Raw genomic sequence first — 23,915 nt, 5'->3', positions numbered from 1 at the left:
CCGTTTCAACGCGCCGCCCAATTGCCTTTCAGTCCGGCCGGCCCGGCTTCCCTTACGATGACCTCGCGGTGCGGATAGGGGATGCCGATGCCGTTCTTGTTGAACGTGTCCCACAGCGCCAGCAGCACCTTGCCGCGCACATTGGTCAGGCCCTGCTGCGGATCGTGGATCCAGAAGCGCAGGACGAAGTTGAGCGAGGAGTCGCCGAAGCCCGTCAGCCAGCAAACCGGCCGTCGATCCGCTTCGACCCGGCCGACGCTGATCGCGGCCTCGATCGCCAGTTCGCTGACCTTGTGCGGGTCGGCGTCGTAGGAGACGCCAAAGTTCACGTCGAGCCGCACGAGGTTGTCGCTGAACGACCAGTTGATGACCCGTTGGGTGATGAAGTCTTCGTTCGGGATGAGATATTCGCGGCCATCGCGCGTGACCACCGACACGAAGCGCGCGCGCAATTCCCGTATCCAGCCGAACGTACCTTCGAGCGAGATGGTGTCTCCCGGCTTGATCGACTTGTCGAGCAGGATGATGATGCCGGAGACGAAATTCGAAACGACCTTCTGCAGCCCGAAGGCAAGGCCGACGCCGATCGCGCCGGAGAAAACCGTCAGCGCCGTCAGGTCGACGCCGACGGCGGAAAGGGCGACGGTGCCGGCAACCAGGACCAGGCCGATCTTTGCCACCTTGCCGACGAGGACGCGGATTGAAGGTGTCAGCTCCTCGGAGATGCGGACGCGCTCATCGACATAATTGCCGATGACCACCGCAAGCCAGACCGTGGCGACCAGGAGCAGCACCGCCTTAAGCAGCAGCAGGGCGGAAAGATGGATCGCGCCCATGGGAATTGCGAGGCTGTCGAGCAAGGTCGCGGTCTCGTCGCTGACGCCGAGGATGACAAGCGCGGCGTAGAGCCAGATCAGCCAGCCGAGAAGGCGGGCGACGAGGCGGTTGCGAACGATGCGCGACAGCACCGACGCGAGAAGCCAGGCAAGCGACAGCGAAAGCACGACATGGAGGAGGTAGAGGTGGCTTGGCCACACGAAAACGCGCACGAGGTTGAGCGCGGCAAGCAGGAAGAGCGTGAAGAGGATCCAGTCGGTGCGTCGTAGCAGTGCGATCACGAGCCTCAGCAGTCCGGGGTGACCCTTGATCTGGCGTGCCCGGTCCTCAAGCAGCAACTCGACGCGCCGCCCGGCGAACCTGGCCGCGAGGAACAGCGTGAAGATGATGGCGAGTTGGTAGAGCAGCCACAGCGAGGTGGCGTAGTTGAACCATCCGCTGGACCAGACCAGCGCTCGACGGATGGCATCGCGAACGTCCATTGCCTCACGACCATCATGGGCGGGCTAGCGAACCGGCTTTTGCCGACCCTTTTCAGGGCCACGCATTCATGGCGCTCTGGCGACTATGCACCGGCCCGGCGGGCACGTTTGCCCGACATATCCTTTCCCTGATCCTCTTCGTCAATCTCGGCCATCGCCTGTTCCCAAAAACGCAGATCTGCACCCTCGGGCTTTCCCTCTTTTTCCCAACGCTCATAGGCGCGTTGGCGGATACGGTCTTCCCTGCTCTGCTCAGCCATGGAAACCTCCCGATCTCTGTTTCAGCTGAAGGAACGCCGGCGCCGGCGAAACGATCCATGCGAAGGCCTGTCGGCGGCTGTTTTCTCCGCGCCGACCGTCGCTTACCTGATCATTCGACCGTCCCGCGCCACTTCCCTGCCCGCCCGATACACAGCGCGATCCTTCGGCACCGCCACCACTGCTTCCGGGACATGCTCGGCCTTCAGCGCGACGAAATCCGCCTTGGCGCCAACGGCGATCCCGTAGTCTTCGAGCCCCAGTGCCTTCGCGCCGGCATGGCTCACCACGTCATAAGCGGCTTCCAGTTCCCAATCCTCGTAGAAGCCGGAGCGGTAGCCGATCATGTTGGCGCGGTTGAGCATGTCGCCATCGCCATAAGGCCACCAGGAATCGCGGATGTTGTCGGAACCGGCAAAGACCGTGACGCCCGCCTTGCGCAGCGCCGCCACCGGCGGGAAAGGACGATCGCCGGGCGCATTGGTCATGATGGCGACGCCGGCGGCGGCGATCCGCTCGCCGGCGCCGGCCAACGCATCGGCCGAGACGTCGCCCAGCCCGTAGGCGTGGCTGACGACGACTTTTCCCTGCATGCCCGATGCCGTGGTCCGGGCGACGATCTCCTCGATCTCGAACAGGCCGAGCGTGCCGCGGTCATGCAGGTGGATGTCGACGCCGGCGCCATGCTTTTCGGCTAGGCCGAAGACGACATCGAGATGGCCCTTTACATCGCGGTCGAAGCTTGCCGGGTCGAGCCCGCCGATCAGATCGCAGCCGAGCTTGAACGCTTCGTCGAGCAGCTCCGCGGTGCCTGGCGAGGACAGGATGCCGCTCTGCGGGAAGGCGACGAGCTGGATGTCGATCAGGTCGCGGTATTTCTCCCGCACGCCGAGGATCGTCTCGACATGCTTCAGCCCAACCGCGGCATCGACCATGACATGGCTGCGCATGGCGAGGCTGCCATTGCCGACGCAGAGCTCGAGCTGGTTTTTCGCCCGCTCTTCCATCGGCGCGGCCCGCTCGAGGTTGCGCATCTGGAAGGCGACCCGCTCGCGCACGTCAAAACCATTGGTGCAGGGAATGTGCGGGCGCCAGGCATCGCCAAAAAACGAGGTGTCGAGATGGATATGGCCCTCGACGAAAGCCGGCAGCACGAGCTGACCGGCGAGGTCGATCGCGCCGACCGGCGGGGTCGCCGCATTGGCGGCCGGAGTGATGGCGCTGAAGCGGCCCCCGGCGACGGCGAGGTCAGCGACCGTGCTGTCGGCAAGCCTGGCGTTGAGAAAATGAGTCTCGTTCACGATGCAATCCATTGAAAAGGAAAGCGTCAGTCGTCGCCGGTCGGGCGGACGAGGTCAATGCGGCAAGGGATAGAAAGTGTTTCGCCCTTGCCTTCTCCTCCGTGTGCAGGAAGGCAAGTGCAACCACCGCCATATACCGTTTTCGCGGAAGTTTCAGCAGGCGGCAAATGTGCCATGGTGAAGTCTGCGGTATGAGGCCGCCTTGGTCGGCGCGGACGCCCAAGCACATCCCCAACAATGCGCCCCCAACGGCCGCGTCGACCATGAACGGAAATGCCAACGGCGACCTTGCCCAGGTCGCCGTTTTTTTTACCCCTGCGCCCCGGCATATTCGGCGACCAGCGGCTCATATTCCTCGAAGGAAGGCAGCGCCGCGTAGCTGTGCACGGCCGCCGTCGCCGCCCAGGGAAATTTCTCGGCCGTCCAGGTCTCGATGAAGGGCGTGAACCAGGCATGATCGTCGAGCATGGTCGGGCGCAGGTTGACGAACCAGTCGATCCCTTCGGGCCGGGTGAACATCCAGGTCATGCAGTGGCCGCAGAAATAGTGTTTCGACGCGCCATGCAGGCCGCCGATCACCGGCTCGCCCTTGGTCACCTCGAAACCTTCCGACGGGATTGCCGCGCTCAGCGAATAGGCGCTGGACGACATCGACTGGCAGCCGGTGCAATGGCAGGCCATGGTGAGCAAGGGTTTCGCCGAAATCTTCAGACGCACGCGGCCGCAGCGGCAGCCTCCTTCGGCGGGCAGGGAAAGCGTTGGCAAGATGGGCTCCTTGGGTTGGCGTTCTCCGGATCGAGACTTCACTGACATGTCTGCGGGACAGCGCGCGAAGGAATGCGGCCCTTCAACCCTTGCTTGTCAGCTCCGCCGTCGTCGTCATCCGCGCGCCCTGCCCCTCGAAGACCTCATTGTGGCGGGCGATGATGTCGGGTGCCTTCTCCTTGTCGCTGTCCAGAGTCGAATGCGCGTCGGAGACCACAGTGACCCCCAAGCCCTCGGCCAAGGCGCCCTTGACCGTGGCGGCGACGCAGAAATCGGTCTGGGCGCCAAGAAGCACGACGTCCTTCGCGCCCTGCCCTGTTACCCATCGGGCGAGCTCGGGATTGGAGAAGGCGTTGCCGACGCTCTTGCCGAAGGTCGGCTCGTCGGCCGCCTGGCCGAGCAGCGGCCAGACCGGCCAGCCGGAGGCGCCCGGCGCCAGCGGGTCGCCCTCCGGCCCGTCATGGCGCACGAACGCCACCTTGCGGCCCGAATGCCGCGCCCAGTCGATCAGCCTGCGAGTGCGTTCGGCTATTGTGTCGGCGTCATGGATCGGCGGATCGAAGCGGCCGTCGAACATGCCGGTCTGCAGGTCGATGACGATGAGCGGCGCAGTGGCGGAAGGGGCTTTATCTGGCATGGCGCGAAGATAGTGTGGGCGGGGGTTGGGTCAAGGCAGCACGACCGCCCTCTTCTGCTCTTGCAGGAGAAGGAGAAGCCCTACGACATCAGCGGCATCGGCCCCTTCAGCGCCTCGGCCAGCGCATCGCGGAAGACCGCGATCGGGCGCGCCAACCTTCCGGCCGGCGGGCGGTGCAGCAGCCAGCAGCGCACCCGCGGCTTGAAGCCGGGGCAATCGACCACCTCGACCGCGTCGCGCCATTGGCTGCCCGACAGCGCGCCGGGCGTGACGACTCCGATGCCGTGGCCGCGCGCCACCAGCGACATTCTCAGATCGGCGCCCTGTGCCTCGACACCGACATGGAACGGCAGCCGGGCCACCTCGAAACGATGGCGGATGAAGGCGCGGAAGCCGCAGCCGGTTTCGTTGAGCACCCAGGGGTAGCGAGCAAGATCGTTGAGCTCAGCCGGCTTCGGCACGCCAAGGCCGGGCGAAGCGACAAGAAGCACCGCCTGCACGCCGAGATCGTCGCCGACGAGTTCCGGCGGCGGCGCGACACCCTCGGCAAGGCAGACCGCCACCGCGTCGATCTCGCTGCGCAGCACCTGCTCCACCAGGCGCGGCGACAGGCTGGAGGTGATCTTCAGCGTCAGTTGCGGGAAGGCTGCACGCAAGCTGTCGAGCGGCTCGGACAGCGCGCTGGTCGACAGATAAGGCATGATGCCGAGGCGGAACTCGCCCCTCACCTCGCCGGCCGGCGACACACCCGCCTTCAGATCCTCCAGCGAGCGCAGCACGCGGCGGCCATGCTCATAGGCCTCGCGGCCCGATGCCGTTGGTTTGAGCGGCTTCGACTGGCGGTCGAGCAAAGGCGTCGCCAGTTGCTCCTCGAGGTTCTGCACCCGGCGCGTCACGCCGGGCTGGGTGAGGTTGAGCCTAGCCGAAGCACCGACGATGGAGCCTGTTTCGACGACGGCGACGAAGGCTTCGAGGTCATGGATGTTCATGCGCAACTCGCATAATCATTATCGGAACATTTCAATTGTAGCATTATGATCGTTCCGAATAAAGTCCTCGCTGAATATGCGGACAGCGAGGAGGTTTTGATGCACGGCACACACAACGCGCAACTGGCGGAACGGCCAAGCGAAATCGGCGGCACCGTCACCCGGTCCCAGACGCTGTTGTTCGCGGCTTCGGTCGGCATCATCGTCACCAATTTGTTCGCTCCGCAGACGCTGGTCGGGCTGATCGGCCCATCGCTCGGCGCCGCGGCATCGGAGAGCGGCCTCGTCTCGATGGCCACGCTTCTCGGCTATGCCGCCGGGCTGTTCTTCCTGGTGCCGCTGTCGGACCTGGTCGAGAACCGCACGCTGGTGCTGCGCATGCTGTGCGCGGCCGCGCTCGCCGCGGCGGTCGCTTCATTCGCGCCGTCCGCCGCCTCGCTGCTTGCCGTGCTGTTCGTGCTCGGCGCCGCCTGTTCCTGCATCCAGGTGCTGGTGCCGGTGGCCGCCTCGATGGCGCCGCCGGGACAGGAAGGGCGCGTCATCGGCGACGTGATGAGCGGACTGATGATCGGTATCCTGCTGTCGCGTCCGATCGCCAGCCTCGTCGCCGACGCTTTCGGCTGGCGCGCCTTCTACGGTATCAGCGCCGCGTCACTGGCGTTGCTTGCCGTCCTGCTCGGCCTGACGCTGCCGAGGCGGCGGCCGCCGGCGCATGCGAACTATGCGAGGCTGATTGCCTCGCTTGTCGGACTTTTGGGCCGGGAGCCGGTGCTGCGCAGGCGCGCCTTCACGGCGAGCCTGGTGATGGCGGCCTTCAGCGTGTTCTGGACGGCGGTGGCGCTGCGCCTCTCGGCCCCGCCCTTCGATCTCGGCCAGAAAGGCATTGCCCTGTTCGCACTGGTCGGCGCCGGGGGTGCGGCGGTGACGCCGATCTTCGGCCGCGCCGGCGACCGCGGTTTTACGCGCCCGGCCACGATCCTCTGCCATCTCGCGCTGATCGCGGCGCTCGGCCTCGCCGCCTGGGCCGGCGCGGGGGACGACGCGGCCGGGGCCGGCGGCGCATGGCTGTCCCTCATCTTCATGGGCACGAGCGCCGTGCTGCTCGATATCGGCGTCACCGGCGACCAGACGCTGGGCCGCCGCGCGGTCAACCTGCTGCAGCCGAAGGCGCGCGGCCGCATCAACGGGCTGTTCGTCGGCATCTTCTTCATCGGCGGCGCGATTGGCTCGCTGCTGGCCGGCATTGCCTGGGCCTGGGGCGGCTGGAACGCGGTGTGCGCGGTTGGGGCGCTGTTCGGGTTCATCGCGCTGGCGGTCGACCTAAAGCAGGTCGCGTGAAAAAGGATTCACGCGACCTGCTTTAAGTTTTTGATTTTAAGCATGTCTTTGTCCCGAAACCGGGCCCACTTTCGGGAGACATGCTTTAGCAGGCGGCACGGAGCAGCAGCAGCCGCTCAGGCGTTGCTCGGATCGGCGACGCATTGCGGGATCGAGCGAGTGGCGGCGATCAGCTTGCCGCGCACTCGGAAGTGCGTCGCTCTGCCAGATCGGCAGTAGCCTGTCAGCCGATGCCGCCGGTGATTATAAAGGCTCCCTCGCAGCGCCCGTCAGGCAGGCGCGCAATGGCCGTGACGATCGAGCCATAGGCGCCGCGCCAGACGCTGTGGAAGCCCTGATGCGTCGATGCCGGCACGACCACCCGGCCGGTGTGGCGATTGCCGCCCGCCTGCATGAGGACGGGCTCGCCATTGACGTGAATTTGCACGGCGGCCGGCTCGTTCGCCTCGACGTCCAACACGATCGCGATCTCGTCGGTGTCGCCGGATCGCGTCGTCTGAGCGGCCAGCGCCAGCGTGAGCGGTGCATCGCCAACACGACCCGCCAGGCCCCTGCCCTCGAACACATCATCGGCCAGCGCCGGCGTGCGCGGCGGAACGGTGCGCCGCCTTGTGGCGCGCTCATAGTCGCCGGCGATCCCCAGCAACGCCACGTCGTCATAGGCCTTGCCGGCGAAGGTGAGGCCGACCGGCATGCCGATATCGGCCATCGTTCCCATCGGCACCGTCACGGTCGGGATGCCGAGATGGCGCCAGACCAGATTGCCGTTGGCGACCCAGGTGCCGTTGCGCCAGGCGAGCCTGGCCGAGGCCTCGTCAACATCGGCATTGGCCGGGCCGACATCGGCCACCGCCGGCAGCACCACGGCATCGAGCTTGTTGGCGTCGAGCCAGTCCTCGAAATCGGCGCGCCGCGTTGCCTCCAGGCCTTCCAGTCCCGCCTCGATCGCAGGAATGTCCGAGAGCGGCGCCACGCCCCGCTTCGCCCGCTCGACATATTGCGCCAGATCGAAATCGGCCTCGCCGTAACGATCGCGCAACGTGCCCGGCGGCTGCGGGAAGATCTTTGCGCCGTCGACCGAAGCAAGATCGGGGATTGCCGGATCGGCATTGGCGCGCAGGAAATCGTCCCAGGACCAGATGGACAGGTCCCAGATCTCGCGCTCGGCGAATTCCGACGGCACCAAACCGCGATCGACCATCGACAGCGCGCCCGCACGATCGCGCTCGTAGTTTGAGACGACGGGGAAATCGACCTCGACCACTTCGGCGCCGAGCGCCTCGAGATCGCGCGCCGCCTGCCGCCAGAGCTCCAGCACCGAAGCGCGGGTCTCGATGGGGCGTTCGGCGCCTTCATCTTTGCCGATATACATTTTCGGCACGCCAAGCCGCTTGCCCTTCAGCGCACCTTGCAGCGCGAGACCGGTGTAGCTCACGGGCCTCAGCGCTGAAGCTTTCGGGATCTCCACCCAAGGCTGAACGCGCCAGAAATCGCCGCGCGTCTCGGCATCGTCGGCGACGATGACGTCGAGCAGTTCCAACATGTCGGGAACGGTGCGTGTATGCGGCACCACCACATCCATGGTCGGCACCAGCGGCCAGTTGCCGCGCACCGAGATCACGCCGCGCGAGGGTGTGTAGGCGACCAAGGCATTGTTGGAAGCCGGCGCGCGGCCGGACGACCAGGTTTCCTCGCCGAGCCCGAAGGCGGCGAAGGACGCGGCGGTCGCGGTGCCCGAACCGTTGGACGAGCCGGAAGCGAAGGCGGCGGTGAGGAAATCCTTGTTGTAGGGACTCTCGGCGCGGCCATAGACGCCGCGCTGCATGCCGCCATTGGCCATCGGCGGCATGTTGGTGAGGCCGATCAGCACCGCGCCCGCCGCCCGCAGGCGGGCGATGGTGAAGGCGTCTTGCGTGGCCACCAGATGCTCGAAGGCCGGAGAGCCGGCCGCCACCGTCAGCCCCTTGGCTTTGTAGCTGTCCTTGGCGGTGTATGGGATGCCGTCGAGCGGTCCGAGCGTTTTGTTTTGGCTGCGGCGCCGGTCGGAGGCTTCGGCCTCCGCGAACATGTTCGGGTTGAGGATGGGCACAGCGTTGAGCGCGATGCCATGGCGGTCGTAATGCGCGATGCGCCGCAGATACGCGCCGACCAGTTCGACGCTGGTGACGGTGCCCTCCTCCAGCGCGCGGCGCAGATCGGCGATCGAGGCTTCGACTATGTTCATCGGCTGGCGCCTCCTTGTCAGTGACCACGCGTCCGGAACGGCGCAATCGCGAAGGCTGCGTTCCTTCACACCCCCCTCTGCCCTGCCGGGCATCTCCCCCGCAAGGGGGGAGATCGATGTCGCGATCGCTTTCGCCAATTGTCGGCCTTGCAGCACAATGGCAGCGCGCGGAAGCTGCTGATCTCCCCCCTTGCGGGGGAGATGGCCGGCAGGCCAGAGGGGGGTGCTGTCCCGCCGACCTATCCTGTCAGCAAACTATCGCAACATCCTCACTCCGGTGCCCCCGCAAACAGCACCTTGCCGTCCCCGCCTGCCGCCGGCCAGTCGCGGATGGTGCGGTCGATGCCGCCGGTCAACAGCGTGCCGTCGGCGGCGAAGGCGACCGAGTACATCGGCCCGGTGCCGGGATCGAATTCGGCGATCTCGTCGCCCGTGTCCATGTTCCAGATCCGCGCCGTGCCGTCGAGCGAGACGGAGCCGAGCCGCTTGCCGTCGACCGACAAGGCGAGCGCATAGACCGTGCCGGAATGGCCCTCGAAACGCCGCACTTCCTTGAAGCTGTCGAGGTCCCAGAGTTTGATCGTGTAATCGCCGCTGCCGGTCACCGCGTGGTGGCCGTCGGCCAGGAAGACCGCGCCATAGGCGCCGCGGTCGTGGCCGTGCCAGCTGCGCAGCTGTTTTCCCGCGACGATGTCCCACAGCTTCAATTCGCCATCGATGCTGCCCGTGAGCGCCCTGGTGCCGTCCGGCGAGATGGCGACGGAGCTCACCGACCAGTCATGCCCCGGCAGCACATGCGACACCACCCCCTTCGCCAGGTCCCAGACGACCACGGACCCGGTGTCGTGACCGCTGACGGCGCGCTTGCCGTCCGGGCTGATCTTCAGTTGCCTGACGCCGCCATTCGCCCCCGAGGAGAAGACGTGCAGCACCGTGCCGTCGGACAACTGGCGCAGCACGATCTCGCCATCGTCGCCGGCGGTGAGCGCAGTCTTGCCGTCGGGCATGAAGAGCGCGCTGCGCGCCATATCCTTCTGCTCACCCAGATCGCGGATCAGCCGCTTGCCGTCGATGTCCCAGAGCTTGATCATGCGGTCGGTGCTTGCGCTCATGATCTCGTGGCCGTCGGCCGACACCGCCAGCCAGACGACGGCATCGCGGTGGCCTTCGGGCGCGGTCGGCTGGGCCGGAGGCGCCGGTGGAGGCGGCGCCACCGTCTGCGGCGGCGTTGCGGGCGCGAGCGCCGTCTGCTCGGTCGACAGGACGGGCTGTGCCGGTTGGGCAGGCTGCGGCGCCGCGGGCGCGGCGGCGGCCGGCGCAGGCTGGACGGGAGCCGCAACCGGCTCGGGCAGCGCAGGCGTCGCGACCTCTTCCTGTGTGGGTACGACCGGCTCGGCGCTCGCCTCGGGCACGATTGGCTTTGTGCTCACTTCCGGCGTGGTTGGTCTTGTACTCGCCTCCGGCTCGGCAGGCCGAAGCGTCGGCGCGGTGGCGATTTCCTTCGTCGGCTCGCTAGCAGGCTCCTGGGTCCGCCACGAGCCGAACTGGTCGGCGACGATGACGAGCAAGGCCAAAAGCGGCAAAGCGAGCGCGATGCCGCGCAGCCGCGGATGGCCGGCCGGCGCGATCTCGGCGTCGCGACCGAACAAAGGGGCGGCCGGATCGTGCCTGGCGGCGCCCGGCAACAGGCCGGTGAGAAAAAGCAACCCGGCAAGGACCGACAGCACGCCGGCCGCGCCGAAGATTTCCAGGCGCGCCGGCGCCGACGGCTTGCCGCCCAGCGCCGGATAGAGCTTGGCGAAGCAGGCAATGCCAATGACCAGCATCGCCAGCGCCAGCAGCCTCTCGGTCGATCTCTTCATCGGTCTCCCCCCGCCTCGCCGCCCCGCTCCCTTGCAGCGTGGCAGCAAGCCGGCCCCGGCATCTTAGCCGAGCTTGCGGCCAAGGCTAAGTGCAAGACCTCGCACAGCTTCGCCAGACGATATCCTCCGCGCCCGGTACCGGCTTGTGCGGACATCCACTATTGAGCGGCGGTCATGTCAGTAGAACGCCATCCCCAGGAACAGAGCGGCCCGCCTGGCCGTTTGCTTGACAGGAACTGCTCGTATGAGATTATCAGTTCGGATTTCAAGGGGAGCAATCACATGAAGAAGACTTACGAGAAGCCGGTTTTCGTCCGCAAGGGCAAGCTCTCGATGGTCGTAGCCAGCCTATCGCTTGCCAACGGCGCCGCATGAAGAAGGCCTACGAGAAGCCGACGTTGATCAAGAAGGACCGGCTCTCCGCCGTGACCGCGGTGGCCCAAGGCGCTTCCACCCCTTGATCCCGTCGCGCGATTCCGGACCGAAGCCTACGGCGAAGTCGCAGAGCCCAATCGCTACACGCTGTTCCTGAAATTGTTCCTGCAGGCAGGCCCGCCGTGTCAGGTGGCGGCCATGGTCCACCGGGCGGCATCAAAGCGCGAGCATGAGATCATCCAGCACGGCCTGCCAGTGATGGTTGGTGGAGATACGCACGCGTGTCACCGCCTCCAGCATCGGCGCGTAGTGGACCGGCGCCAGCGCCGACAGCGTGACCTCGTCGCTGGCGATCAGCTCTTCCCTGAGCCAGCTTTCGACCAGCGCCACCTCGCCTTCCGAGGCCAGCCAGGCCGCGGCCAGCATCACCGAATGGAAGCCGAAGGGCGCGGCGCGGCAGAACTCGGCCGGATGGCCGCTGCTGGTATAGGCGATGTAGGCGCCCGACACATTGCCGTTGACGTAGCCCTCGCTGTTTGCGGTGTGGTCGCGCGACATAGCGTTCAGATTGCGCCAGTCGAGCCCGGCGTAGCCCGACGGTACTTTGCACAGGCCGCGCGGAGTTATGTCGTCGAAGCCGATCGCATTGAGCGCCGCGCCGGGCGCGAGCGAGCCCTGCGCCAGCAGGCCCAGATCGACCGGAAAGGCCGACAGCTTCAGCCTTCGGTCCAGCCCCGAACCGGCAATGACGACTTCATCGGCATCGACGCCCAGCGGGAAGCGGAAGGCCGCGTCCGCGGGCAGCGCGTGGCTTTCAAGCAATTGACCCTTGCCCATGACCGACAGCGTGGCGCCCGTTGCGGCCGGCGTCCTGCCGTTCACCGTCCGCCCCGGCGCGAGGCCGACCGGCTTCGGCAAGCCCTCGCCGACGAGGCCGACCATCGAGCCTGGCGCATCCGAGATGCGCACCGCCTGGTCGTGGTTGGCGCTGCTGGCGCGCCAGCCGGGCGGCACCGATACCGAAAAGCGATAGTTGCCGGGCCTGTGGATCGCCGCGCTGCGGCGCTTCGACGACATCGCGAAATTGGCGAAACCGGCGGCGTTGCTGCGCGCCGAGGCAACGAAAGTGCCGCGCTCGTCATAGAGCCGCACCGCGATGCCCGCCATCGGCCGGTCGGCTTGGCCATAGGTGCCGTCGCCGTCGACGTCCATGTAGACGAAGGACGAGAAGTTGAGCTTGCCGGACGTCGGCGCCCAATGGGCGCGCGGCGCATAGTCGACCGTCGGATCGGGATTGCCGCGCGCCCTGCGGCGCTTGCGTCGCCGGCGCAGCGCGATCGCGATGAGGGCTGCGGCGCCGGCAAGGACGAGGGCCGAGATCAGGGCGACGAGGACGGTATCAGCCATGATGGGCGGGCGATGGCTGCAGACCGATGTTCAAGACCACGAGCATGAACCCCTTCAAGTTTTCAGCAGATTAGCGTTGGACATTGATGCCGCAAGTCATTGTGATGAATTGCGATGCTGGCAGGACAGAGGGAGCGCGAAGGAACGCCGGCCTGGACGTTCTTCGCGAAAACCTCACCCCAACTCCACCCATACCGGCGCATGATCGCTGGGATTGTCCCCGCCCCGCAATTCGCGGTCGATACCCGCCGCTTTCAGTTTACGCGCCAGCTTCTTCGACAGCAGTATGTGGTCGAGCCTGAGGCCCGCGTCGCGCGGCCAGCGGTTCCGGCGATAGTCCCAGAAGGTGTAGAGTTTTTCTTCGTTGGGAAAAACCTTGCGCAGCGCGTCGGTCCAACCCTGCTCGATCAACGTCGCGAAGGCAGCGCGGCTTTGCGGCTGCACCAACGCGTTGTCGTCGTAGGAGCGCGTGGCGTAGATGTCGCGCGGTTCCGGCACGATGTTGAAGTCGCCGGCCAGCACCACCGGCAGGCCGGTGTCGAGCAGATCACCGGCATGCGTTGCGAAGCGCTCATGCCAGGCGAGCTTGTACTCGAATTTCGGCCCCGGCTGCGGATTGCCGTTCGGCGCGTAGAGGCAGGCGACGACGACGCCGTCGACCGCCGCCTCGATGTAGCGCGACTGGCGGTCGGCATCGTCGCCGGGTAGCGCGTCGCGCGTCAGGACAGGCTCGGCGCCCTTTGCCAGGATAGCGACGCCGTTCCAGGTCGGCTCGCCCTTCCACACCGCGCCGTAACCGGCCTTGGCGAGCCTGGTCAGCGGGAACTGCGTGTCGCGGGATTTGAGTTCCTGCAGGCAGACGACGTCGGGTTTGGCCGTGGCGAGCCAAGCCAGCAGGTTTTCCAGCCGGCTGTTGATGTTGTTGATGTTGAAGGTGGCGAGTTTCATTTGCCGAAGCGGTCTCTCGCTTCGTCATCCTCGGGCTTGACCCGAGGATCCATGCCGTGACGCATGCCGTGGGGTTCGGCAATGCAGAATTCTGAAACGCTGCAGCGCTCGTATGTAACGGCATGGATTCCAGGGTCTGCGCGCGTCGCTTCGCTCCTTGCTCCGCCCTAGAATGACGAAGCCGATGGCTGGGCCAGCTTGGCCTTTATCGTCTCCGCCACGGTCTTCAGATGATCCGCCGTCGAAAAGCCCGAGATCGCCTTGCGCGGTTTCAGATCGTGGTCGCCGTCTTCCAGCCAGATCACCTCTATTGCCGGGGAGAGACCGTAGGTCGCGACCTCGTCCCTGGTGCCGAACTCGTCGCGGGTACCCTGGAAGATCAGCGTCGGCGTCTTCAGGTCGATCAGATGCTTCGTGCGCAATTGCTCGGGCTTGCCCGGCGGATGGAAGGGATAACCGAGACAGACCAGCCCGGCGATCTCGCCCTTGGCGAACATCTCGTCCGCCACCATCGAAGCAACGCGGCCGCCCATCGACTTGCCGCCGATAATCAGCTTGCCGCTCACGCCCCTGGCGCGCAGGTCGGCGATCGCCTTGATGTATTCAGGGTTCACCGTCTCGGCGCGCGGCGGCGGCTTTCGGTGGCCGTAGCGGCGCGCCGCCATGTAGTGGAATTCGAAACGCGCGACCTGGAAGCCGGCCGCTGCGAGCGCCTTGGCCGTGGCGGTCATGGAAGGCGAATCCATCGACGCGCCGGCGCCATGGGCGAGCAGGATGGTGACGGGGGCGGTGTCAAAGCCGTCGAAGAGGAAGGTGGTCATGAGACGGCCCCCACGGAAAGGCCGAGTTCCTTCGCCCCCCTCTGGCCTGCCGGCCATCTCCCCCGCAAGGGGGGAGATTGGCAGCTTCGGCGCCGCGCCTAATCTCCTACGCTGGCGATTAGCGAAAGCCGACGCGACAATTGATCTCCCCCCTTGCGGGGGAGATGGCCGGCAGGCCAGAGGGGGGTGCTCAAGCGCGAACATCTCTCTCTCCCGCCATGTGTAAATCCACGAACTGTATGCCTTTCTGCGCAGTCCGCGCCCATTCGGAATCCGCATCGAGCTCCAGATAGCGCGACCACAGCCGCCTAGCCTCACTGAGATTACCCGCATCGAATTCCAGCCGCGCCAGGTTGAACACCGGATCTGCGTAATCCTTGTCCAGCGCCATCGCCTTCTGCAGATGCCGACGCGCCGACGCGACCTTGCCCTCGTCACTCATCAGCCCGGCAAGGTTGAACCAGGCTTCGACGAAGCCCGGATCGAGCTTGATCGCCCGGGCATAGTCATGCACGGCTTCGGCAGCCCGGCCGGCGCCGCGCAGGCAATTGGCGCGGTTGAAAGCGGCAATCGCATCCTTGGGATCGATCGCCAGGCAGCGCTGATAGAGGGCGGCGGCATCGTCGTGGCGCCCCTCCTCTTCCGCGGCTTCAGCCTCGGCGAAGAGTTCTTCCAGCGTGTCGTCTTCCGGCGAGCCGAGGTCGAACAAAAGCTGCCCGTCGAGCTCGCTCCTGCCTTCATCGAGATAGATCGCATCCGGGCGGCCATGCTGCGAGCCAAGGTTGAGCGACTTGGCGGTGAGCGAGGCGACCGGACCGGAGCGGTGCACGGAGCGCGCGATCGCACCCCACGACGCGCCGCTGGCGATCAGCCCGGCATATTTCCTTGCCAGGATCAGGTCGCGGAAGGAATAGGGTTCGGCGTCATGCTCGAAGGCGTCGAACAGCGACAGCATGTCGAGGTCGTCGCCCGCGAGCCGCGACTGGTCGATCAGCGATTGCCTGGACAGCGACGAGGCGTCGGGCGCCTTCATCAGCCCAAGCAGGCGCAGGAAACCGTTCTCGCTGGAGAGCGTGCGGCCGGCCTCGCGCTCGGACTTCGCGCGGCGCTCGATCTCGGCATCGCCGGTCCTTGTCGTCTTGGCGAGGAGCGTGCGGCCGAACACGACATGAGAGGTGCGGCGGGTGACGCCGCGCCGCAGCTCGGCGTGGCGGCGCTCGACCTCGCGCGCGGCAAGTCGCAGCGGAAAGGCGGCCAGCGCCCCGACGACGCCGAAGACGGCGCCGGGAACGATCACAGGCCCTGCATTTCCCGTCACTTCTTGCTCTTGCCGACGGCCTTCAGCAGGTTCGCCTTCAGCGGGTTCTCAGGCGCGCCACCACCAGCAGCCGCCTTCTTGGCGGGCTTGGCCGGCGCTTCCTCGGCCTTGCTCTTCGACTTGGCCGGAGGCTTGGTCTGCTGCGACAGGCTCGCCTTCAGCGCGTCCATCAGGTTGATGACATTGCCGCGCTCGGGCGCGGCCGCGATGATCGGCTTGTGGCCCTTCAGCTTCTCGCGGATCATCGCCATCAGCGCCACCTCGTAGCGATCCTCATAGTTCTTCGGATCGAAATGGGTCTGCTTCTGCTTGATCAGCGCTTCGGCGAGCTGGAGCATTTCGGGATCCGGCTTGGCGTCCGGGATATTGCCGAAATATTCAGCCGTGCCGCGCACTTCGTTGGGGTTCCTCAAGGTGCAGACGAACATGCCGTTCTCGCGCGCCCCGATCGTCACCACGCGCTCGCGGCTGGAGAGCACCAGCCGGGCAATGGCGAGCTTGCCGGACTTGCGCATCGCTTCCCGCAGCACCGCAAAGGTCTCCTCCGCCATCGCGCCATCCGGCGCCAGATAATAGGGCGCATCCTGGTAGATGACGTCGACCTCGCCCTCGTCGACGAAGGCCTCGATGTTCATCGTGTGATTGGATTCGATCCTCACCGCGTCAAGGTCGGCGTCATCGATGATGATGTACTGCTTGTCCTCATATTCGTAGCCGCGCACCAGGTCCGAGCGCTCGACCAGGCCGAGCTCGGGATCGACCGGTTTCATGTTGATGCGATTGTGGGTCTTCTTGTGCAATTGGTTGAACGAGATCCGCTCGCTCGCGCTGGTGGCCGGATAAAGCCGGACCGGACAGCTGACGAGGCTGAGCTTGAGGTAACCTTTCCAACTTGCCCTGGGCGCCATGATGAACTCCTACGCGGCCATGTGCACTGACAACTATGTTGGAGCATGGTCTTGTCCATGCTCTTTGCAGCGCTTCGTCCGGAGGACGATTGAGGCTGCGGAAATCCTACACCGACCCCCAACCTTACAGCCGAATTCCTAGCGAAGTGTTCTTGGGGGTTGGATCGGCGGGAGGATAGTTCAAATTGTAGGAAGCGTCGATGGAGATGGAAGGCAAGAGCTTGGCGACTAGCCGAGGCCGTCGCGCTTCGTCATTCTAGGGCGGAGCGACGCGAAGCGGAGCGTAGACCCTAGAATCCATTCCGTTACATCCATGATAGGCACCACGGTGGAGAACGAAGGCTTCACGACACCGGATAGTTTGCACCGCCGCATCGCTTCCAGGTCACGGCATGGATTCCAGGGTCTGCGCGCGTCGCTTCGCTCCTTGCTCCGCCCTGGAATGACGAAGTCGAGGGGCTCCGGCCCTCATCCGCACGCTACCACCCCTTCTCCACCACCGGCAAATCCCTTGCCATCTCATCGATCTCCGCCCAGGGATCGCCCGACGTCTCCAGCAATCCCGGCAGCGAGGCGTAGTTCAGGTCCTCCGGCGCATCGATCGTCTCCAGGTCGGTCCAGCTCACCGGCGTGGAGGCCGGCAGGTTGGTGCGGGCGCGCAGCGAGTAAGGAGCGGCGGACGTGTGGCCGCGAGCGTTGCGATGGAAGTCGATGAAGATACGCTTCTTGCGGTTTTCCTTGCCCATCGTCGTGGTGAAGGTGTCGGGCGCGCTCGCGGCGAGCAAAGTGGAGATGGCGCTGCTCACCTGGTGCAGCTTCTTCCAGTTCTGCTTGCGCGTCACCGGCACGGTGATGTGGATGCCCTTGCCGCCGGAAGTCTTGGCGAAGGGCACAAGGCCGAGGCTTTCCAGCCCGCCCTTGATGTGGACGGCGGCCTCGACCACCTCGCGCCAGGAAATCCCTTCGCCCGGGTCGAGATCGAAGACGATCTGGTCGGGCTTTTCGAGTTTTGATCGGTGCGTGCCCCAGGTGTGGAACTCGACGACGCCGAATTGCGCCAGCGCCAGATAGCCCTTGGCATCCTCGACCGAGAGATAGGTTTTTGTCTCGCCCTCCGAATTGGTGCTCTCGAACACCGCCACCGAAGGCGGCATGCCGGTGAAGGCGTGGCGCTGGAAGAAACAGTCTTGCGGCTTGCCGGTTGGGCAGCGCACCAGCGACACTGGACGTCCCAGGATATGCGGCAGCATGAAATCGCCGACCAGCGCGTAATAGACGGCGATGTCGAGTTTTGTGGGCCCGGTCTTGCCGAACAGCCGCCGCTCCGGGTTGGTGACCCAGATGGTGGCAAGATCGGACTCGGCGATCAGCCGCTTGCGCTTGACCGGGACCGGCGTGGTCAGCCCGCCGACATCGCGCAACCCGCGAAAGACGCCATGGCGGATCGCGTCGTCGGCGGTGCGGTTCGAATAGCGGACGCGGGCCGACAACAGCGGCTTCACCCAGTGCATCTCACGCATGATCTCGCGCGGGACGCCTTCGGGCGGACTGGCGCCGGCGGTCAGCCGCTCCAGCCGGGCGAGCAGATCCCGCGCCATGTCGCTGTCGAAGCCGGTGCCGACCTTGCCGCGATAGTGTAGTTCGCCATCGACGAACTCGGCCATGCCCAGCGCCGCCAACCCCTCGGCCCGGTCGGAGACGGTGTAACCGGCGATGACGAAGTCGTCCGTCTTCTGCGCCTTCACCTTGGTCCAGCTCTTGGTGCGGCCGCTCATGTAGATGGCGTCGGCGCGCTTCGAGACGACGCCTTCCAGCCCAAGGTCCGAGGCTTGGTCGTAAAGCCCCTGACCGTCGCCCTCGACATGGTCGCTGTACTGGATGGCGGCGTTGGCGGCCTGGCCGGCGAGCAGCTCGGCAAGCAGGGCTTTGCGCTTCTTGAGCGGCGCCTTGCGCAGGTCCCAACCGTCGAGTTGGAGCAGGTCGAAGGCATAGAAATGCAGCTTCGAGCCGGCGCCCTCGGCCAGCGCGTCCTGCAGCAACGCGAAGCGCGAAATGCCCTTGTCGTCGAGCACTACGATCTCGCCGTCGATAATCGCCTGGCTGACCGGCAGCCGTGAAAAGGCCTGCGGGAGATCGCCATAGCGTTTGGTCCAGTCAATGCCCGCGCGGGTCATCAATCTGACCGTTCCACCCACGACATGCGCCATGGTGCGGTAGCCGTCGAATTTGATTTCGTGCAGCCAGAGCTCGCCCGTATCATCCGCAAGGCCTGTGCCGCCCGGCGGTTTCAGCGCCTGCGTGGCAAGCTGCGGCTCGATGCGGGTCGGCGGGTCGCCTTTCACAGCGCCAGGCAGCGCGCCGGGCTTCAGCGAACCGGCTTTCGGCGGCAAGCGCTCGCGTCTCTTCGGCGGCGCCGCCAGTTCCTCGATGCGGCGGCCCGATTTCACGCTTTCCGGCCGTGCCTGCAAGATGTCGAGCTTGGTGTCGGAAGCGAGGTCGCGCTCCTTGAACAGCAGCCAGTTCTTCTTGTTCTCATCCTCGCCGGGCTTGGGCTTCAGACGAGTCAGCATCCAGCCGCCATTGAGCTTCTGCCCGGCCAGCCGGAACTTGAAGGCGCCGGTGCGCAGGCTTTTTTCGACATCCTCCATCGGCGCCCAGGTGCCGGTGTCCCACACGATCATCGGCCCGCCGCCATACTCGCCCTCGGGAATGACGCCCTCGAAGTCGATATATTCAATCGGATGATCCTCGGTCTCGACAGCGAGGCGCTTGTCGGCCGGATTGAGCGACGGCCCGCGCGGGACGGCCCAGCTCTTCAGCACGCCGCCGACTTCGAGGCGCAGGTCGTAATGATCGGCGGTGGCGTGGTGCTTGTGGACGACGAAGCGGTTGGAGCCATCGGAGGCGAGGCTGCCCGCCGGCTCCGGGGTGCGGGAGAATTCGCGCTTGGCGCGATAGGGTTTGAGGTTGGCGGGCATGGGCTAGGCGCCAAGGCGCAGAGCGGACCACGGCAAATGCCGCGTTCCTTCGCGCCCCCCTCTGTCCTGCCGGACATCTCCCCCTCTAGGGGGGAGATTGGCAGTTTCAGTGTCGGCGCTCCCCTTGCAACCTTGGCGATTAGCGAAGGCGGGGGCGACGTCTGATCTCCCCCCTAGAGGGGGAGATGGCCGGCAGGCCAGAGGGGGGCGCTGTCCCGCCAGCCTTGCCGTTGTCATGCGCGAGAGATCAATCGTCGATCGCCGGCAAAAGGTCCAGCTCGGCGGGCGTCAGCCCTTGCCTCAACTGGCTCAACCGGAATTCGTCGACCCAGTAGGCTTCGCCATCGACCAGCACGCGGGCGCTGTAGGAGCCGCCGGAAAAGCGCTGCGCGGTGACATAGACCTTGTGGCGCTCGAGCGCGGTCTTCACCGCGGCGCGGCGGGCATTTTCTCTGGCGACGGGACTGGCCATGGCCTCACTCGAACACGCTGCCGCTGGAGATACGGCTGCCCATAAGCATGGCGGAGAGCGGAATGTGAGTCAATTTGCCGGGTACGGGCCGCCTACTCACCGCGGCGCCCGCAGTCGCCGCCAGCGTTGCATGAATTCCTGCGCGAGCTTGAACAGGCGCGGGTTGTCGCGCACGAAGGCTACGCCCTGGCCGCGATATTTGATGGCCTGGCTCGCGGCCATGCCCTTCAGCGTGATGCCGTAGCAAAGTTCGGAGAGGACCGCCTTCACCGCCCCCATATGTTCCTTGTAGCTCTGGTTGCCGACCGACAGGTCGAAATAGTCGAACCCGGCGCCCCGCCCCCATCTGATCAGCTCTCCCATGATGCAAAGTCCCGGCGAAACATTGGGCACCGCGCCCTGGTCGATCGCGATCAGAAGCGCATGCAGCGTGCCCAGATGAGCCGCCAGGTATTGGACCGCGACCATGACGTCGCCGGCGCGCAGGCCGAAGATCCGCACCGAACCGTCCGACAGGCCGCGATGGGCGGCCTTGCGGTAGAAATCGATGACCGGACGCCGCGCGAGGAGATCGAACCGGCCGAGCTCGCGAAAGCGGCTGAGCCGCATCTCGACCAGCTTGTCGAAGATGGAGTCCACCAGGGCCGTCGAGTCGGCTTCCACCAACGCCAGACCGCCATTGCGGTCGAGCCGCCGCAAGTCCTTGTTGAGCGCCTTGACGAAGGACGGACGACAGATGCGCTTGACGACGGTTTCGGCGTCGCCGTCCATGGCGATGCCATAGTGCGAGTGGATGGAGTCGCGCGCCTGCGAAAGCAGCGCCAGGGGATTGGCGACGCCGCCAACCTGCTTCGGGATGCCGACAATGTGGATGCGGTCCGCCGGCGGCAGCACGGAAAGCACCGCCGCCCACGCAGCTTCGGCGGATTGCTTGGTCCAAGGCGTCGCGTCGGCGAGCAGCGGCGCGGAATAATCGCAGACCCCGCAGCTCAGCCACTCGATCACCCAATGATGGAATGCGCGGCGCCGCATCAACGGTACCAGCATCCTCGGCTCGCCCGTGGCGGCATCCCTCACCTCGACGATGGCAAGATCGGCTTTTTGCGGCACGAGCCCTTCGACGATCCCTTCGGCCCAGGCGAAATGCTGGTGGCCGGTGCACACGCCCTCTGTCTCGAGACGTAGCCAGAGCGGTTTGATCGCTTCGAGGCTGGTGTGCAGCTCAGCCACGTAAGCGCCGCTGGCGGCGCCGGCGGCGTACACTGTCGCCTCGTCGTCGGCCAAGCCGGTCGTCATTGCGGCCATCGGCATTGCCTGGCTTGCCACATCGTTCTCCTATCGTCTCTGCACTGCCAGCGTGGCCGCGCGGCGCCAGGCGCCGAAAACGCTGGGGCGCTGCTCGTTCGGATGCTTGGAATTCCACATGCGGTGACCCGCGAAATACCATGAGGTGACGAGCACGAAGGTCTCGGACACCGCGGCGCCGGCCAGCGACCATGTCGATGGCGCGATAGCCAGCAGGACCCCGATCGTCGCCAGCCCGACAATCGCGCCAGCCATGGTGATGAAGGCGACGATGCGGAAATCGCCGAGGATCTCGAGAACGACGCGCGGCATGACATAGGCCATGATCGGCACGAAGTTGGCGATGGCGAAAAGCCCGATCAGCCCGACCGAGGCATGCTGCAGAGCCTGGGATTTGATCATCGGCAGGATGAACAGGATACCGCCGCCATAGGCCAGGCTGCCAAGCCCCATGACGAGCGCCCAGATCTTGGCCTGCGTCCACACGCGGTCGAACTCCTTGTTGCGCACCAGCTTTGCGAGTTCGGGCTGCGTCATGTTGGAGAAGGCGAGGCTGATGATGCGCAGCGGCGCAAACAGCACCAGCACCGCCGCCAGCGGTGCGTAGGCCGCGGGTCCGGCGATGCCGGCGACCAGCAGGGCCAGGCATTGCCCCTGGATGTTGGTGGTGGTGGCGCTGAACCCGGACCAGCAGAGCTGCGGCCAGAGCTTTGCATAGCGCCGCCAGGTTGGCGCGCGGAAGGAGATGCGCAGCCTGCGGCGCGCCAGCTTCACCAGCACGGCGATGCCGACCACGTTGGCCGCGGCAAGCGCGTAGAAGGTGGCCTGCAGCGCATCCGCGAAAAACCAGATCGCCGCCGCCGCGAGCACTATGCCGGCGATCGTGAACACGGCGTCGCTGATCGAGACGACGAGCTGCATGCGGCGCGCAAAGAATGCCGTGCGCATATGGCTGCGCAGCGACCATGCGCCGACGAAGCAGCCGGCGCCGATGCCGCTCGGGTCGCCCAGCAGGCGCATCAGCAGCGCCGTGCCGAACCCCATCAGCAGCGCCACCACGAGCGCCGCCGACCCGAAGGTCACGTCATTGGCGTTGACGCCGGCGCTGTTGGTGCTTCTGCTCATCCATATGGTGGCCGGAACGGCGGTGAGCGAGCGGATATAGGACAGGCCGACGCCGCCCATCACCATGGCCAGCGCGAAGAGGCCGTAGCCTTCGGCCGACAGAAGATGCAGCAGCGCAATGTTGAGGGCAAAATGGAAGCCGCTCTGCATCGCCTCGCCGCCGATCATCAGCATGAGGCGCCGCACCAGATGGGCCGGGAAGGTGAACTTCACGGGCTCGTCTCCGCCTCGCGGGCAACACGCGCCCGCCCCTGCCGGGGCGTTGCCGCCTTCAGCTTGTCGGCCACGATCGCCACGATCGCGGCGGCGGCGATCGGCTCGCTGAACACTGCCTCGTAACGCGCGCGGCCGGCGGCGGCGAAGGCGCGCCAGCGGTCGGGCCGCAGGATGATCTCGCCGAGCTTGCCGGCAAGGGCCGCGGCGTTGCCCGGCGGCACATGCCAGCCGGTCTCGCCGTCGGTCACCACTTCCACCAGCCCGCCGATCGCCGACACCAGCGGCGGCCGGCCCCAGCCCATCGCCTCGATAGCGACGCGGCCAAGCGACTCCGGGCGGCGCGACGGCACCGCCACGATGTCCGCCCAGCGATAATGATCGGTGGGGTCGGAGACGAAAGGCAGCACCTCGACATGCCCGGTCAACCCCATGCGCCCGATCAGTTCAGCCAAGGCCTGCTCGCGTTCGACGCTTTCGAAGGCGCCGCCGACCAGGCGGACCTCGACGCGATCGCGCAATTCGGCGGGGAGTGAGGCGACGGCATCGAGCAGCACCTCCTGCCCCTTGATGCGGTTGACGCGGCCAAGCAGCAGGACTTTGAGCGGGCGGCTGCCGTCATAGGTCATGGGCAGGGCCGCGGCGGGACCGGCAACGCCGTTGTAGACGACATGCGTGCGCCGTCCCCCGGCATCGATGGCCGGCGGATCGCCGAAGGTGGCGCGCGTGGCGCGCGAGTTGAAGATCAGATCCGCCTTGCTCCAGCGCATCAGCGCGACAAGCACCTTGCGCAGGACGCCTTCCGGGATCTCGTGAATGTGCAGCAGCGCCTTGCGTGGCAGGAGCCGCGCGGCCAGCGCATAATCGGCGATGATCGAGGTGTTGATATAGGTCAGGTCGTTGTCGCGCATGCGCTGCCACGCCCGCCAGAGCGCAGCGGGCAGCCGCATCATCTCGACGGTGGCGAGCTTGAGCATCGCCTGGCGCCGGAGCACCCAGAGCGGTTCGAACACGATGCGGCTGGCATGCGGCTTTAGGATATCGACGATCGGTCCCTCGCGCGGCAGCACGACCTCGATCTCGGCGGCCGGAAACGCGGCGCGCAGCGCAGCCACGCTCTCAGCGAAGCTGCGGTCCGAGCCATAGAGCTCGTAGCCCTGATGAACGCAGGCAATGCGCATTGCTATCTTTCCACCTTGCACCCCGAGTCCGCTCAGCACCGGACTTCAAGCGCGGAAGAAACTTCATGCCAAATCCGCACGCCGCTCTACCCAGCGGTGGCCACTGCAGGCCCGGGAGCAAGGATCATGCCGGGTCGCGAATACCCGGCTGCGACGAGGGAACCCAAGCCG

General features: G+C 66.0%; 20 protein-coding genes. 2 read left to right on the top strand and 18 right to left on the bottom strand.

The annotated features are described in order from the left end of the window. Nucleotides 1-5: 5 nt before the first annotated feature. The 6 genes from AC0YKC_RS14445 to AC0YKC_RS14420 all read right to left on the bottom strand — a co-directional run bounded on the left by AC0YKC_RS14445 (nt 6) and on the right by AC0YKC_RS14420 (nt 5,269). Nucleotides 6-1,319: a mechanosensitive ion channel family protein gene (locus tag AC0YKC_RS14445; RefSeq protein WP_488511519.1), complete on the bottom strand. Its 1,314-nt coding sequence runs from the start codon at nt 1,317-1,319 to the stop codon at nt 6-8. 83 nt (nt 1,320-1,402) lie between these two features. Then, nucleotides 1,403-1,579: a DUF2934 domain-containing protein gene (locus AC0YKC_RS14440; protein ID WP_488511518.1), complete on the bottom strand. Its 177-nt coding sequence runs from the start codon at nt 1,577-1,579 to the stop codon at nt 1,403-1,405. A 102-nt stretch (nt 1,580-1,681) separates the two neighbouring features. Next, nucleotides 1,682-2,890: an amidohydrolase family protein gene (locus AC0YKC_RS14435; protein ID WP_488511517.1), complete on the bottom strand. Its 1,209-nt coding sequence runs from the start codon at nt 2,888-2,890 to the stop codon at nt 1,682-1,684. 297 nt (nt 2,891-3,187) lie between these two features. Then, nucleotides 3,188-3,643: a GFA family protein gene (locus AC0YKC_RS14430; RefSeq protein WP_488511516.1), complete on the bottom strand. Its 456-nt coding sequence runs from the start codon at nt 3,641-3,643 to the stop codon at nt 3,188-3,190. A gap of 82 nt (nt 3,644-3,725) precedes the next feature. Next, the gene (locus tag AC0YKC_RS14425) at nt 3,726-4,280 is read right to left on the bottom strand and encodes an isochorismatase family protein (RefSeq protein WP_320298432.1); all 555 of its coding nucleotides are present in this window, start codon (nt 4,278-4,280) and stop codon (nt 3,726-3,728) included. An 80-nt stretch (nt 4,281-4,360) separates the two neighbouring features. Next, entirely contained in the window at nt 4,361-5,269 is a 909-nt protein-coding gene (locus AC0YKC_RS14420; RefSeq protein ID WP_488511515.1) for a LysR family transcriptional regulator, read from the bottom strand. 99 nt (nt 5,270-5,368) lie between these two features. On the opposite strand from AC0YKC_RS14420, the gene AC0YKC_RS14415 reads away from it, so the two are divergent. Next, complete coding sequence (locus AC0YKC_RS14415; protein ID WP_488511514.1) at nt 5,369-6,607, top strand: MFS transporter; 1,239 nt, start codon at nt 5,369-5,371, stop codon at nt 6,605-6,607. A gap of 223 nt (nt 6,608-6,830) precedes the next feature. On the opposite strand, the gene AC0YKC_RS14410 is transcribed toward AC0YKC_RS14415, so the two are convergent. Both AC0YKC_RS14410 and AC0YKC_RS14405 read right to left on the bottom strand, forming a co-directional pair. Then, on the bottom strand, nt 6,831-8,831 hold the full coding sequence (locus AC0YKC_RS14410) for an amidase (RefSeq protein WP_488511513.1): 2,001 nt from the start codon (nt 8,829-8,831) through the stop codon (nt 6,831-6,833). A gap of 269 nt (nt 8,832-9,100) precedes the next feature. Beyond that, complete coding sequence (locus AC0YKC_RS14405; RefSeq protein ID WP_488511512.1) at nt 9,101-10,693, bottom strand: WD40 repeat domain-containing protein; 1,593 nt, start codon at nt 10,691-10,693, stop codon at nt 9,101-9,103. A 282-nt stretch (nt 10,694-10,975) separates the two neighbouring features. On the opposite strand from AC0YKC_RS14405, the gene AC0YKC_RS14400 reads away from it, so the two are divergent. Next, complete coding sequence (locus AC0YKC_RS14400) at nt 10,976-11,068, top strand: putative RiPP precursor (protein WP_434722203.1); 93 nt, start codon at nt 10,976-10,978, stop codon at nt 11,066-11,068. A gap of 216 nt (nt 11,069-11,284) precedes the next feature. On the opposite strand, the gene AC0YKC_RS14395 is transcribed toward AC0YKC_RS14400, so the two are convergent. The 10 genes from AC0YKC_RS14395 to AC0YKC_RS14350 form a co-directional block, all read right to left on the bottom strand. Then, nucleotides 11,285-12,475 (bottom strand): SdrD B-like domain-containing protein, encoded by a 1,191-nt coding sequence (locus AC0YKC_RS14395; protein ID WP_488511511.1) that lies wholly within the window; start codon nt 12,473-12,475, stop codon nt 11,285-11,287. Between the two features lie 174 nt (nt 12,476-12,649). Continuing rightward, entirely contained in the window at nt 12,650-13,423 is a 774-nt protein-coding gene (gene xth, locus AC0YKC_RS14390; protein WP_488511510.1) for an exodeoxyribonuclease III, read from the bottom strand. A gap of 167 nt (nt 13,424-13,590) precedes the next feature. Continuing rightward, on the bottom strand, nt 13,591-14,244 hold the full coding sequence (locus AC0YKC_RS14385) for an alpha/beta hydrolase family protein (RefSeq protein WP_488511509.1): 654 nt from the start codon (nt 14,242-14,244) through the stop codon (nt 13,591-13,593). A 190-nt stretch (nt 14,245-14,434) separates the two neighbouring features. Further along, a complete protein-coding gene (locus tag AC0YKC_RS14380; RefSeq protein WP_488511530.1) occupies nt 14,435-15,541 on the bottom strand; it encodes a tetratricopeptide repeat protein in 1,107 nt (368 codons plus the stop codon). A 17-nt stretch (nt 15,542-15,558) separates the two neighbouring features. Beyond that, nucleotides 15,559-16,470, bottom strand: coding sequence for a non-homologous end joining protein Ku (ku, locus tag AC0YKC_RS14375; RefSeq protein WP_488511508.1), 912 nt, complete (start codon nt 16,468-16,470; stop codon nt 15,559-15,561). Nucleotides 16,471-16,949: 479 nt separating this feature from the next. Beyond that, nucleotides 16,950-19,448, bottom strand: a complete 2,499-nt coding sequence (ligD, locus tag AC0YKC_RS14370) for a DNA ligase D (RefSeq protein ID WP_488511507.1) — start codon at nt 19,446-19,448, stop codon at nt 16,950-16,952. Between the two features lie 247 nt (nt 19,449-19,695). Then, nucleotides 19,696-19,920, bottom strand: coding sequence for a hypothetical protein (locus AC0YKC_RS14365; protein ID WP_488511506.1), 225 nt, complete (start codon nt 19,918-19,920; stop codon nt 19,696-19,698). 96 nt (nt 19,921-20,016) lie between these two features. Beyond that, a complete protein-coding gene (locus AC0YKC_RS14360) occupies nt 20,017-21,246 on the bottom strand; it encodes a GNAT family N-acetyltransferase (RefSeq protein WP_488511505.1) in 1,230 nt (409 codons plus the stop codon). Between the two features lie 9 nt (nt 21,247-21,255). Continuing rightward, a complete protein-coding gene (locus AC0YKC_RS14355; RefSeq protein WP_320295972.1) occupies nt 21,256-22,563 on the bottom strand; it encodes an MATE family efflux transporter in 1,308 nt (435 codons plus the stop codon). Then, complete coding sequence (locus tag AC0YKC_RS14350; protein ID WP_488511504.1) at nt 22,560-23,744, bottom strand: glycosyltransferase family 4 protein; 1,185 nt, start codon at nt 23,742-23,744, stop codon at nt 22,560-22,562. Before AC0YKC_RS14350 ends, AC0YKC_RS14355 begins: the two co-directional genes overlap by 4 nt. Between the last annotated feature and the right edge of the window lie 171 nt (nt 23,745-23,915).

The sequence above is a fragment of the Mesorhizobium sp. CNPSo 4661 genome (assembly GCF_057784215.1).
The sequence above is the reverse complement of the archived record's forward strand: the minus strand, read 5'-3'. Positions and strand labels throughout refer to the sequence as shown.

Coding starts and splice junctions, on each gene's coding strand:
- AC0YKC_RS14350 (WP_488511504.1), bottom strand. CDS start 23,744: ATGCGCATTGCCTGCGTTCATCAGGGCTACGAGCTCTATGGCTCGGAC.
- ligD (WP_488511507.1), bottom strand. CDS start 19,448: ATGCCCGCCAACCTCAAACCCTATCGCGCCAAGCGCGAATTCTCCCGC.
- AC0YKC_RS14440 (WP_488511518.1), bottom strand. CDS start 1,579: ATGGCTGAGCAGAGCAGGGAAGACCGTATCCGCCAACGCGCCTATGAG.
- AC0YKC_RS14405 (WP_488511512.1), bottom strand. CDS start 10,693: ATGAAGAGATCGACCGAGAGGCTGCTGGCGCTGGCGATGCTGGTCATT.
- ku (WP_488511508.1), bottom strand. CDS start 16,470: ATGGCGCCCAGGGCAAGTTGGAAAGGTTACCTCAAGCTCAGCCTCGTC.
- AC0YKC_RS14365 (WP_488511506.1), bottom strand. CDS start 19,920: ATGGCCAGTCCCGTCGCCAGAGAAAATGCCCGCCGCGCCGCGGTGAAG.
- AC0YKC_RS14400 (WP_434722203.1), top strand. CDS start 10,976: ATGAAGAAGACTTACGAGAAGCCGGTTTTCGTCCGCAAGGGCAAGCTC.
- AC0YKC_RS14395 (WP_488511511.1), bottom strand. CDS start 12,475: ATGGCTGATACCGTCCTCGTCGCCCTGATCTCGGCCCTCGTCCTTGCC.
- AC0YKC_RS14410 (WP_488511513.1), bottom strand. CDS start 8,831: ATGAACATAGTCGAAGCCTCGATCGCCGATCTGCGCCGCGCGCTGGAG.
- AC0YKC_RS14420 (WP_488511515.1), bottom strand. CDS start 5,269: ATGAACATCCATGACCTCGAAGCCTTCGTCGCCGTCGTCGAAACAGGC.
- xth (WP_488511510.1), bottom strand. CDS start 13,423: ATGAAACTCGCCACCTTCAACATCAACAACATCAACAGCCGGCTGGAA.
- AC0YKC_RS14435 (WP_488511517.1), bottom strand. CDS start 2,890: ATGGATTGCATCGTGAACGAGACTCATTTTCTCAACGCCAGGCTTGCC.
- AC0YKC_RS14415 (WP_488511514.1), top strand. CDS start 5,369: ATGCACGGCACACACAACGCGCAACTGGCGGAACGGCCAAGCGAAATC.
- AC0YKC_RS14445 (WP_488511519.1), bottom strand. CDS start 1,319: ATGGACGTTCGCGATGCCATCCGTCGAGCGCTGGTCTGGTCCAGCGGA.
- AC0YKC_RS14425 (WP_320298432.1), bottom strand. CDS start 4,280: ATGCCAGATAAAGCCCCTTCCGCCACTGCGCCGCTCATCGTCATCGAC.
- AC0YKC_RS14385 (WP_488511509.1), bottom strand. CDS start 14,244: ATGACCACCTTCCTCTTCGACGGCTTTGACACCGCCCCCGTCACCATC.